Below are 11,484 nucleotides of genomic sequence, written 5' to 3'. Positions count from 1 at the left end.
TTTATGCTGCCCGCAGGGTGAGTCTCAGGGGTGAGGCTCATTAATCCCCAGGTGCTTATTTATTTTTAAGGTCAACAACTAAGTGACTGGGGTGAGCAAGGGCGGCTAACGTCCCTGCATCTTGCAGGGGGACGGGTATATAACAAGGAGAGAAGTTATGAGTTATATTCAAACCGTACTGGCACGCTGGGGTGTTTGGGCCAGAGATAACAGTCGCCTCGATTATCCGCATATTTCTAGTGGTTTTAAAGGATTAGTCACAAGAAACAAACCCGTAGAGTCCTGTTGCGATAATGACGGATTGATCATTGATAATACGGTAGGTAATTTACAACGCGCAGCAAGAGAAAAAGAATTGGAACTTATTCTTCTTCATTATGTTTATGGGCAATCTAAATCTTCTATTGCTCGATTAAAAAAATGCAATGAGCGTGAAATAAGACGCCAGTTACAAATTGCAGAAGGTTTTATTGAAGGATGTATCACGCAATCTGATATTTTACTGGAGATGCATAAAGAGTTATTTTGATAATAAACCAATGTTTTTAGGTATGAGAAGTTAAATGTAATTATGACTCAAAAATATTGATAGAGATGTAGATTAAATAAGGCTATAACGCATAGAAAATAGAAATAAATCGAGTCGCTCAGCCAGTATGACGGTCCGTGAGAGTCGCAGCATGGTGGATGAGAGGTCTTACAGGATATCACGCCAGTGATAGTAAAAGCTTGGGGGCATTTGACTATGAAACGGGTAAAGAATTTAAAGGGGTTGGTTTAAAAGACAATGATATTAAAGACTCTTTGTGAGGTAAGTTATGGAGCTGAAATTACGACTAACGTGGTTTGATAAGCAAGCTGAAAGTTTTATTGATATATGTAAGTGTGAGTGCTTTATTGAATTTTATTATCGAGATAAATGGTGTATTTTTATATTTTAGATAATAATATGTGTCATCATTTTTGATGATGATGCATATTTCATGGTTATTTGTCTTTTATTGGTTAAATGATATATATACCCAAACTAATTCGGGTGATTGAGTGTGACCAACTACATGTGGCTTGAAGTATGACGAGCGTGGATATAACTTCATTGAAGTACATAACACTAGCCCTCGCCATATCATCTTAAGCTTTAAGGAACGCTATGTCTTATAAAATACTTGGTGGGATTATAACGGCATTGGTAGCTTCTTTTCTATTACTTCTTGTGCAGTGGAGTAACCTGTCAAAGCAAATTGAAAATAAAGAAAAAGAGTTGGTGACAGTGCGGGAAGCGAATGTTGCATTGAAAAATATTCTTGATATTTATCATGTAAATGATATGTCCAATCGTGTTGCTACTGCTCGTCAATTAGAGAATGAGAAGGTATTACGTAATGAATATGAAGAGAACATTAGGCAGTTCAAGGCAGCGACAATTGATGATTTTTGTGCTGCTCAACGTATGCCTGATCATATTATTAACCTCCTGCAAGAGTAAATCACCTACCCTAAAATCTATCGACGTTATTCGGTTATCTCCTCCAGAGTCAGCTTTAATTTCTTGTGAAATACCCGAATTCACCGGTGTTAGTTGGGGCGATAGCGGTATTTATACGTTAGCCTTAAAACGTGAATTACAGATTTGTAAAAGACGATTGGATGAGGTTATTTATTGGCTGATGGACAGCAATTCCTAAATAAGCTTCCAGTGTCTGTGCGCTACTCGCCCCCAAACTGCCATTCCCAGCAGCGCACTTTATTTCAACTCATGGCTAAAAGAGTTTCGGTTGCCTAAATCATCAATTAAATCAAAATTGACGGTTTTGTTGTCGCTAATTGGCGCTCGGTTTAGTGGAAAATCTAATTGAGAGAATGGGGCCACCATTTCCGGTGGGCCTTCGGCTGAACCGATGGTCAAAGAAGCGAATGATGCATAGTAAGGGGTTGGATTGTTAACCTTAATCAGCGCACTGTCGCCGTTACGTTCGAGACTAAAGGTTAATGCCTTGCCTGGAATATCTCCCGGTTTAGGTAAGTTTTTAGGGCGGTAAAAGACTTTATATTGCATCCGTAGGGCCAGCGTAACAAAAGATTCATCACCGGATTTGGGGGTGGCCTTAGGCGGGATTTCGTAAATATTTAGCCAGAATGCAGATTCCCTATCCGCAGGTAATTTACTCCCGCCAGATAAGATCAACCGCAGGCTACGCTGTGCCTGAGGTTGTAACCGGAATACCGGGGGTAACACCAATATGGGTGAAACAGCCTTATCAGGCGTCGCCATCAAATTGCCGTCATCCACCCAAGCTTGTACCGCAACCGGGTAGCTATTGCTGTTAACCAGTTGCAGTGACTCTTCTGTACTGCCTTCACTGAAGACAATACGTGTTCTCTCTGCAATCACACTCGCCACGGCACTCGTTGCCAGCGTACTCATTATCAACACGCCAATCGTCAGCGCAGGGAGAGTCAGTACACGATAGGTGAGCATGAGTAGCAGCAAGCCACGGAACCGGCAGTTGATGCGGCTAAGCATTATATTATTGGACACGGATAACCACTTGCGCATGTGCATTCACTGCTCCGGCGGTCACCGTTTGCCCGCTGATTTTGCTTAATTCAGCGCGGAAAGTTTCGGTGTAACTGTTCCCCCCATTTACGCTGCCAGTGACTTCTTGTGCGCCTTGGAAGATACCATACCACCCCCCATTATTACCTGTCTGAGTCACGTTTTTTGACAGTAGATACATTGGGCTATTGTTACGGTAGATGCGGATACCCACACCGCCCGCGGTGCCAGCAGTGCCATAGTTATCGGAGACCAAATGGCTTACCCCCCCGTTGCCGTTCATTAACCCCAGCGCCTGGGCTTTAGCCGCATTAGCCGCCGGCACTAAAAAGCCCATCGCCACTGTGCCAGCAGTCACGCCAGAGTTAATCCCGGTCTGGCACTGAAAATCCACATTAAAATCAGCGGAGCTGGTATTCCCATTATTCAGTTCTGCCACCGAAATCCTCGGTAATATGACCGTCGGGGTAAAGTTGCTTACCGCACAAATAGCGGTCCGGCGGAATGTGACGTAGCTGTACAACCCAATAGATGCGGGCCAGTGGGCATAAAAACCGGAATAATTCGAGAGCGAATCAGCTCCTTCTGTAGGGCTAGGAATACCGGGACCTTTAAAGGAGATATAGGCATTCGGTTGCTTACGGTTATAGAGAAAAGACGGTGTGTTGTTCGCACCGCTACGGGCATAATCAATACGAAATAGCTCGGTATACACATTACTAAAATTTTTCACTTTGACTAAGATGCGTCCGCTACTGTCAGTATCAAGCCCGGTTAAACGGCGTGCTCTCCAGTAACGAGAGTAATACTCCCCCGTTGCCAGGTTAGTAAACCGAATAACCACATTCATCACTGTGGTGGCATAGCCATAGGGCACATTGCCTGCAATAGCGCCATCTTCAAATTTGCCACCATAGGTACTGTCACCGTTAGTGGCATACATCTCATAGAGCTGATCCACATCAGCCGCCAGGCATCTATAAATAACTTGTTCAGGACTATAACCGGTATTTCGAGCAAAGGTGGTGAAGTCTGATGTCGCCGATGCTAATAACGTACCATCAGGTTGAAAATTCGCATTGGTGCTGAGATCAACAATACTGGGTAAGTTGAGTGAACCATTATTATCGTCTCTGGAACCGGCCCATGGGCCGGCTATCCCATCACTGGGACTTATCTGATTTTGTGCGGTAATACGGGTACAGTTTGACCACGCGGAGGTGCTAAATAGCCCAATAAGTAATGTCAGCCCGGCAAGAAAATATGGGCGGCGGCAATAGACCGCAGTGGTGGGTTGCGAAATGCCGCAAGATATTAATAGCTTTATTGGTCTTAACATTATTTTTCTCATATTGTTAACGGCGGCAACTATTGTTAACGCTGGCAACTCGCGGTTATATGAATGATATCTTGCTCGGTATCCTGGCGATTAAAAGCATAAGGTAATTGACACTGATCACCGCTGTTTTCGCCCCAACGGACATAAAGCGTACCTTTGTCGCCAGCTACCCGTGCGTAGATCTGATTCCCCTGACCTACCATCCCAACCAGTTCATCTTTGCTGTTATACACATCAGCACCCAGTGGTAACCCTTCACCTTCAGTTTGAATTAACACCGCATAGCCAGTCAGCGTTTCAAATTTCACTTTTACCGCCGCCCCGGCATAAGGGACGACACGGCCCTGATTCTCTTTCAACTCGGTGTTGCGGTTAATCCCCTTGGTATCCAGCCCTATCGTGTTGTAGTTATAAGGTGTTAGCGCGGGTACCAGAGCAAATCCGTTACTATCAATCCTTGCCCCTTGGGCATTACGAACCGTCGCCCCTTCAGCACCATTAGCTTCAATTAAACCAAAGGTTTCACCCAGATAGGGGCCCAGAGTCACACCTTGTCGATGTATTACCGCCGCACCACGAGCGCCTGCGCCATATTGGGTGTAATTATTGCCGCGAGAATAGCTGCCATTAACGGTGGCATTGGGGAATTGCTTCTGTACGTTGGCCCCCCAATTATTTGAGCTGCTACCGATGTTGCTGTCGTCATAGCCTGCATTTAATGCATAGTTGAAGGAATTTCGCTCACCAGCGGTGCCTGATAATGATGTTTGATAGTTATTACCGCTTTTCGGATTACGGCTGGCTGACATTGATAGATATTGGTTGTTGCTACCAATATTCAGTGGAATAGAAACGGTGAATGTTGCAATGTTCTCGGTATTACCGTAGCGCGTGGTGGTTGCCGTCTCGTCGGTATCATCGCTATCCCAGTTATACAGGGTTGAGGTATAAACACTGCGCTGGCGGCTGATAGCCAAATTGTAACTGATTTGCTGATAACTATTTGAATAGCCTAGCTGTAACTGGGTATCTCTCGCCGTATCGTTATAATAATCACTGGTTGAGGCTGAGGCGTATAACTGGCCCAAATTACCGAGGTCTTGGTTAATGGTGGTTGTGAATTGGCTACGCTGTTTATAGGTTGATGAATCCCACGTTCCCCCGTTTTTTTGCACTGAACGCACCCCAAACACATCATTTAAATCACGATACCCTTTCGTTGAGTAGCGATACCCGGCTAATGAGAAAGTGGTTCCGGTTTGATTAAACGTCTGGCTATAGGTGGCCTGCATCCGCCAGCCATCTTGTGTTTTATCATTTTCGACTTTGGCGTGAGAATAGGTGGCATTAAGGCCTAAAGCACCTACCGGTGTCCCTAATACGCCACCGGCAAGTAATGCTGTGTAGTCTTTTGCTAAACGAACACCACTGTTGGCCGTCAATTGATTGGTGAGGCCGCGCTCATAGGTGAAGTCAGTGAAATAATTATCAATATTGGTGAAATCACGTGATTCCCCGATCACCGCATTATAGCGGCTAACGCCTGGCCGCATTGAATCAGGAACAGCACTGAATGGTACCGTAAATGTTGAGCGGCTACCATTGGCCTCGATAACCTCAACATTAAGGTCGCCCTGACTGCTAGTGCTGTATAAATCGTTAATAACGAATGGGCCAGGAGCGACGTTCGTTTCATAAATTTCACGCCCATTCTGACGAATGATAACGCGTGCGTTGGTACTGGCGACACCCCGGACCTCTGGGGAGAAACCGCGCATTGACACTGGCCACATGCGTTGGTCGGTAGCCATTTTCGCACCGCGGAACGACATACTGCCAAATAATGTACTGTCAGTGAAAGTTTCGCCTAACGTTAACTGGCTATCCAACTGTGGGATCGGGCGTTGCACATAAGTGCGGAGACTATTCCACTGGGTATCGCTGCCACTATCATTGCTGGCGTAACGGACGTTCGATTGCTGGCGTACTTGCCACAATCCCAGATTGATCCCACTTTTAAGGCCAATAAAACCAAAATCAGAGGTTCTCTTTTGCTGGCCGCGAGTATCACTGCGATAAGCGTTGGCGCTGTAGTTAATGAATGCGAGTTTTTCGCCTTCCTGCCATTCCGCCCGCTCAATGTAGCCTCTAGGCCGTTTTTGCAATAGAGCCTGTGGAATCGAAAGCTCTAAACGTAATTTAGCCTGATCAAATAGAAAGGATGCACCTTTTACCCGCGTAGACAGAGGTATACATTGGTCCGTTGGGACGCGAGTTTCAGGCATAGGAGTGCTAGCCTCGGTAACATGGGGTTCTTTGGTCGTCGTGCTATTTTCTCTACCCAGATCAACGCCAGCTGCGGTTAATAACTCGTCGCTCAGACAGGGATAAATCTCAGATGAGTTGGCATCTTTAATAAATTTCACGCTCATACGTTTGAACAGTTTGTTATTAACCAAAACATCTACAGCATCATAATTTCCGGCAGTTATAGAGTTCTTTTTATTAAGTTGGGTCAGACCTGATGCATATTTTGTCCCTAAAAAAAGAGATTCATCAAATTCGAAATTTTGTGGTTCTTCCTGACCAAAAGCGGTATCAATATGTAAAATTAAAGTGATACATAATGTTAATACTTTCCTACGGCCTGAGAAATTTGTTTTCGGAATAACTCGTGCCTGTACCATAAATGTTCCTTTACCGGAAAGTTACTGCTAAATACGATAACTACCTGCATCTTGCCCGCCGAAATCATTCATGATTAGAAAGTTAATAGTTGCTGAAGAGGGGGCAGATGCATTTGGGATCACCCACTCAACTTGGGACATAGGAGCGATCATATTTGATTTTATTTTAAGTTTTATACTCCCACTCACTATTTCACCACTGGCAATTGTGGCATAGAAGCCGGTTGGGTTTTTACCTGTTAAAACAAGGTCTTTCCCCTGTTTTCGTAGGCTAAAAGTCAGTGCGGTAGAGACTTGGTCAACACGGCCGATAATGCTCTCGGGCCGATAAAATACTTTAATGCGGTTACGCAACAGCACTAACATCTTGTTATCTTTCTCTACTTTATTGACGGGAGGGATCTGTAAAAAATTAAGATAAAATATGGATTCCCTATCTGTAGGAAGACCATTCCCCGTATATTTTAACCGTAATGTTTGGCCCGAATTTGCTTCAATACGAAAGAAAGGCGGGGTCACTATAAAGGGTGATTTGCCCGTTTCTGGTGTCGATTTTTCATCTCCACTGTCTAACCATACCTGAACAGCATTAGGGAAACTGTCATTATTGGTTAGCTGTATGCTGTGCTCGCTTGTCCCCGCAGAATATACGATACGACTCCCTGTCATCACGACACTGGCATTAGCAAAAGACAGACTCATAGCCACTAATAAAGTTACAAACAGATAATGATAGTGGCGGGCATATATACTAAGCATGATGAGCGTACCCTCTGAAGTCATTTACCGAGTGGTTATACCACCCGGTAATAAATACATTTATTACAAGTAAGAAACGGCATACTGTACAGATGCAATTACAGACCCTGGCGTTGATTGCCCAGTGGCATAATACTGAACAGCAAAATCATGCTCCGCAGATGTATCACCTGCTAGCAACACGATGCCGTCTTGTGCCAAACCACTATTCAGGTCGATACCCGTCGTTGTCGTTGCATCTTTCAATAATTGAAGTTCAACGTTCCCTGCGGTACCTGTATTTTGTAAATTACCAGTAGCAGTAACCAGGCTACCGATGAAAATAGTTTTGATATCAAGATCATCTGTTCCTGATGTACAGCCAGATACACCTAGCGTAAAGGTTGTTTTGCCCTTAGTTTGGCCCGAATCGCTTAGATCGCTACTCGATACTGTAGGCAACAAGACAATTGGATTTGCTTCAAGGCCGTTTACGGTCACAGAACAGGTTTGTGCTGTAACTTCCCCTTGGAATGTAATCGTATTATTACTGGCAGACATGGCAACTGTTGTAGATGCAGAGAATAACGCGATAGCTAAAGTAATTTTTTTCATTTAAAACCCCGATGTAATCATTGAAATGGAGTTAATTCCCCATTCGGATTTTAATGAAATCCGAATGGGGAATGTGACTTAATGAATATATATTCTTATTTTTCAGAGTTATATTTTGTGCTTCCAATTTATCTTTTTATTTTAAAAGTAATCTGGAGGATTTTCTCTGATTTATTATTATTTGATGAAAGGATGATATAGAAACTAATGTTGGTTTTACATAGGAAAAGATAACCGAATTGTGTAGGAATATTCCCACTCTATATTTATTGTCTTTTATTAACTGATTGTATTTATTGGTTTTTAAATTTCATGAAAAGTATGTAAAATAAATTGTATTTACTGTTTTCATTGCCAACTATACTCTTAGTTACTATTTCCCATGTATTTAAATACCGATATTTTTAATGTTTCTGTCGGTCTACTTTCTACAGTGAGGCACGATAAATCCATATTCAATACAAGGGTATGATGGCAGAGAGAAGAAATTACATTAATATTTTTACTATAATTAAGGCGCGTAATGCCTTCTGAACTAAAGATATGATGGAGTGTTGTTACCGTAAAATAGAACGTTATTATTAAAAATTACTAATGTAATGCGAGTTAGAGTATTAACTATTGTTAATGAAATATGGGTTATTATAACAGGGTTTTTTATTAGCGTGCGTTGGAATGGGTTATCTTAGGCTTATGGTTAAAAGGGGGTGAATAAAACGGTGATATAAAAAATTAAGCTTAATGCAACGATTCACTCAAATCCTGTACTCTAGCGATGGATGACATCAGCCTCTCTGAGAGTGATACTGTCGACGACCAAGAAGTATTGTCAATGACAGATTATTTTAAAATTACATAGAAATAAACTCGTCTGTGCATAATAAAATAACGAAAATATACGACTAATATCAAAACTATAATGCTATGGAGTAATATAATTATATCTTGTTTGGGAGACTACGAGGAGATAAATTCATGAGTATGAATTACGCCACCTTTTATAGCGTGGCGCATTTCAGGATTAGCTGCGGTACAACACTTTAATGATGTGATATCCAAACTGAGTTTTGACCGGGCCATAAGGTTGCAGCAATTCGCAGCTAAATACCGCTTTATCGAATGCCGGGACCATATCCCCTTTATTGAACTCACCCAGATCGCCACCGTTGCGTTTTGACGGGCAGTTAGAGAACTTTTTCGCTAACTCCTGGAAATTAGCCCCGTTATTCAACTGGGCCAGAATGTCATTTGCCTGCTTTTCATCATCAACCAGAATATGCAGTGCAGAAGCTTTATTTGCCATAGTAACAGTCACCATCAGATTATTTTAACGACAGGGTTATTTTAACGCAGAGTCTCTTCGATAGGCTCGCGGAGCGCGTCAGTGTAACGTATTTTGGTTGCCGCTGCGTGCGTATTGCCAATCAAAAAAGCAGGCAGTTTTTTTTCATCTGTGGCTTTCTGGTACAATTCGCTTCCCCGTAAACCCACTGAGCAACCGAGCGTCATGCGATTAAACCCCAGTCAACAAGAAGCCGTCGAATTTGTCACTGGACCCTGTCTGGTGCTGGCCGGTGCGGGATCGGGTAAAACCCGAGTCATTACCAACAAGATTGCCCACCTGATCCGCCAGTGTGGTTATCAGCCTAAGCATATTGCTGCCGTGACCTTCACCAATAAAGCGGCCCGGGAGATGAAAGAGCGTGTTGCTCAAACGCTGGGGCGTAAAGAAGCGCGGGGATTGATGATCGCGACTTTCCATACCTTGGGGTTGGAAATTATCAAGAAAGAGTATGTAACGCTGGGGATGAAGTCGAACTTCTCACTGTTTGATGCACAAGATCAGATGGGGCTATTGAAAGATCTGACCCATAAGTGGTTGGAAGATGACAAAACGTTGCTACAACAACTGGTGTCGGCGATCTCCAATTGGAAAAATGATCTGCTGGATCCAGCCGCCGCCGCTGCGACAGCACGATCCGAGCGTGATAAGTTATTTGTCCATTGCTACGGCTTATATGACGCCCATTTGAAAGCCTGTAATGTGCTGGATTTTGACGACCTTATCTCGCTACCTACGTTATTGTTGCAAAAAAATTTGGAGGTCCGTGAGCGGTGGCAAAATCGTCTGCGTTACCTGCTGGTTGATGAATATCAGGATACCAATACCAGCCAGTATCAAATGGTGAAATTGCTGGTAGGGAATCGGGCGCGTTTTACTGTCGTGGGTGATGACGACCAATCTATCTATTCATGGCGCGGTGCCCGGCCACAGAACCTGGTACTGCTAAATGAAGATTTCCCTGCGCTACGGGTGATTAAGCTGGAACAGAATTACCGTTCTTCAGGTCGCATCTTGAAGGCGGCAAATATTTTGATTGCCAACAATCCACATGTTTTTGAAAAAAAACTCTTTTCTGAACTGAGTTACGGCGATGAGTTGAAAGTGATTACCGCCAATAACGAAGATCATGAAGCGGAGCGGGTGGTCGGCGAACTTATTGCACATCACTTTGTTAAAAAGACCCAATATAGCGATTACGCCATTTTGTATCGTGGGAATCACCAATCGCGGTTGTTTGAAAAATTGCTGATGCAAAACCGTATTCCTTATCGAATTTCGGGTGGCGATTCATTTTTCTCTCGTCCAGAGATTAAGGATTTGTTGGCTTACTTACGGGTATTGACTAATCAGGATGATGACAGCGCATTCTTACGAATTGTGAATACACCAAAGCGTGAGATTGGTGCGGCTACGGTCCAAAAATTGGGTGAATGGGCTAATGTACGCAATAAGAGCCTGTTTCGGGCCAGTTTTGATTTAGGGTTAGGTGAGCACCTGAAGGGCCGTGGCCTGGAGTCATTGCAACGTTTTACTCATTGGATGGATGGGGTTATTCGTTTGGTTGAGCGTGAACCCGTGGCGGCAGTGCGGGATTTGATCCACGGTATTGATTACGAAAGCTGGTTATTCGAAACCGCGCCCAGCCCGAAAGCCGCTGAAATGCGTATGAAAAACGTTAATTTATTATTCAGTTGGATGACCGAAATGCTTGAAGGGTCGGAACTGGATGAACCGATGACGCTGACTCAGGTGGTAACGCGTTTTACCCTGCGTGACATGATGGAGCGAGGGGAGAGTGATGAAGAACTGGATCAAGTGCAATTAATGACGTTGCATGCGTCTAAAGGGCTGGAGTTCCCTTATGTATTCTTAGTGGGGATGGAAGAGGGTTTACTGCCGCATCAAAGCAGCATTGATGAAGATAATGTGGATGAAGAACGGCGATTGGCTTATGTGGGTATCACCCGCGCCCAGCGTGAACTGTTCTTCACCCTGTGTAAAGAACGGCGGCAATACGGCGAGTTGATTCGGCCAGAACCTAGCCGTTTTCTGATGGAGTTACCGCAGGACGATTTAAACTGGGAAAACGAGCGTAAAGCCGTCAGCCCGGAAGAGCGTATGCAAAAAGGCCAGAGTCATCTGGCCAATCTTCGTGCTCAGTTAGCGAATGCGAAGAAACCGTAGCTAACACGAAAAACAGTAA

10 protein-coding genes and 1 pseudogene are annotated in these 11,484 nt (G+C 43.9%); 4 read left to right on the top strand and 7 right to left on the bottom strand.

Annotation, left to right across the window (positions count from 1 at the left end; translation table 11 throughout):
• The first annotated feature begins 157 nt into the window (after window positions 1-157).
• The 3 genes from AC971_RS07915 to lysC all read left to right on the top strand — a co-directional run bounded on the left by AC971_RS07915 (window position 158) and on the right by lysC (window position 1,685).
• Window positions 158-529, top strand: coding sequence for an antiterminator Q family protein (locus tag AC971_RS07915; protein WP_025382119.1), 372 nt, complete (start codon window positions 158-160; stop codon window positions 527-529).
• A 621-nt stretch (window positions 530-1,150) separates the two neighbouring features.
• A complete protein-coding gene (locus tag AC971_RS07910; protein ID WP_025382120.1) occupies window positions 1,151-1,486 on the top strand; it encodes a DUF2570 domain-containing protein in 336 nt (111 codons plus the stop codon).
• Window positions 1,383-1,685, top strand: coding sequence for an Rz1-like lysis system protein LysC (gene lysC / locus AC971_RS25895; protein WP_455436036.1), 303 nt, complete (start codon window positions 1,383-1,385; stop codon window positions 1,683-1,685). The genes AC971_RS07910 and lysC overlap by 104 nt, the downstream gene beginning before the upstream one ends.
• A gap of 59 nt (window positions 1,686-1,744) precedes the next feature.
• On the opposite strand, the gene AC971_RS07905 is transcribed toward lysC, so the two are convergent.
• The 7 genes and pseudogenes from AC971_RS07905 to AC971_RS07875 form a co-directional block, all read right to left on the bottom strand.
• Window positions 1,745-2,563: a fimbrial biogenesis chaperone gene (locus tag AC971_RS07905; protein WP_025382121.1), complete on the bottom strand. Its 819-nt coding sequence runs from the start codon at window positions 2,561-2,563 to the stop codon at window positions 1,745-1,747.
• On the bottom strand, window positions 2,529-3,896 hold the full coding sequence (gene stbD / locus AC971_RS07900) for a fimbrial usher protein StbD (RefSeq protein ID WP_025382122.1): 1,368 nt from the start codon (window positions 3,894-3,896) through the stop codon (window positions 2,529-2,531). The genes AC971_RS07905 and stbD overlap by 35 nt, the downstream gene beginning before the upstream one ends.
• 35 nt (window positions 3,897-3,931) lie before the next feature.
• The gene (locus AC971_RS07895) at window positions 3,932-6,583 is read right to left on the bottom strand and encodes a fimbria/pilus outer membrane usher protein (RefSeq protein ID WP_025382123.1); all 2,652 of its coding nucleotides are present in this window, start codon (window positions 6,581-6,583) and stop codon (window positions 3,932-3,934) included.
• A gap of 27 nt (window positions 6,584-6,610) precedes the next feature.
• Window positions 6,611-7,342, bottom strand: a complete 732-nt coding sequence (locus tag AC971_RS07890; RefSeq protein WP_025382124.1) for a fimbrial biogenesis chaperone — start codon at window positions 7,340-7,342, stop codon at window positions 6,611-6,613.
• A 63-nt stretch (window positions 7,343-7,405) separates the two neighbouring features.
• Window positions 7,406-7,936 carry a fimbrial protein gene (locus AC971_RS07885; protein ID WP_025382125.1) on the bottom strand — a complete coding sequence of 177 codons (531 nt, stop codon included), beginning with the start codon at window positions 7,934-7,936 and terminating at the stop codon, window positions 7,406-7,408.
• A 1,021-nt stretch (window positions 7,937-8,957) separates the two neighbouring features.
• Window positions 8,958-9,239 (bottom strand): peptidylprolyl isomerase PpiC, encoded by a 282-nt coding sequence (gene ppiC, locus AC971_RS07880; RefSeq protein WP_002211995.1) that lies wholly within the window; start codon window positions 9,237-9,239, stop codon window positions 8,958-8,960.
• A gap of 19 nt (window positions 9,240-9,258) precedes the next feature.
• Window positions 9,259-9,445: pseudogene (locus tag AC971_RS07875) on the bottom strand (hypothetical protein).
• On the opposite strand from AC971_RS07875, the gene rep reads away from it, so the two are divergent.
• On the top strand, window positions 9,444-11,465 hold the full coding sequence (gene rep, locus AC971_RS07870; protein ID WP_025382126.1) for a DNA helicase Rep: 2,022 nt from the start codon (window positions 9,444-9,446) through the stop codon (window positions 11,463-11,465). The pseudogene AC971_RS07875 and the gene rep sit on opposite strands and share 2 nt — an antisense overlap.
• The last annotated feature ends 19 nt before the right edge of the window (window positions 11,466-11,484 follow it).

This window comes from Yersinia similis, from assembly GCF_001053095.1.
In the GTDB taxonomy this organism is placed as follows: domain Bacteria; phylum Pseudomonadota; class Gammaproteobacteria; order Enterobacterales; family Enterobacteriaceae; genus Yersinia; species Yersinia similis.
Note: the sequence above shows the minus strand (reverse complement) of the source record. Positions and strands in the feature narration are given on the sequence as shown.

Coding starts and splice junctions, on each gene's coding strand:
- AC971_RS07885 (WP_025382125.1), bottom strand. CDS start 7,936: ATGAAAAAAATTACTTTAGCTATCGCGTTATTCTCTGCATCTACAACA.
- AC971_RS07890 (WP_025382124.1), bottom strand. CDS start 7,342: ATGCTTAGTATATATGCCCGCCACTATCATTATCTGTTTGTAACTTTA.
- AC971_RS07915 (WP_025382119.1), top strand. CDS start 158: ATGAGTTATATTCAAACCGTACTGGCACGCTGGGGTGTTTGGGCCAGA.
- lysC (WP_455436036.1), top strand. CDS start 1,383: ATGAATATGAAGAGAACATTAGGCAGTTCAAGGCAGCGACAATTGATG.
- AC971_RS07895 (WP_025382123.1), bottom strand. CDS start 6,583: ATGGTACAGGCACGAGTTATTCCGAAAACAAATTTCTCAGGCCGTAGG.
- rep (WP_025382126.1), top strand. CDS start 9,444: ATGCGATTAAACCCCAGTCAACAAGAAGCCGTCGAATTTGTCACTGGA.
- ppiC (WP_002211995.1), bottom strand. CDS start 9,239: ATGGCAAATAAAGCTTCTGCACTGCATATTCTGGTTGATGATGAAAAG.
- stbD (WP_025382122.1), bottom strand. CDS start 3,896: ATGTTAAGACCAATAAAGCTATTAATATCTTGCGGCATTTCGCAACCC.
- AC971_RS07905 (WP_025382121.1), bottom strand. CDS start 2,563: ATGCACATGCGCAAGTGGTTATCCGTGTCCAATAATATAATGCTTAGC.
- AC971_RS07910 (WP_025382120.1), top strand. CDS start 1,151: ATGTCTTATAAAATACTTGGTGGGATTATAACGGCATTGGTAGCTTCT.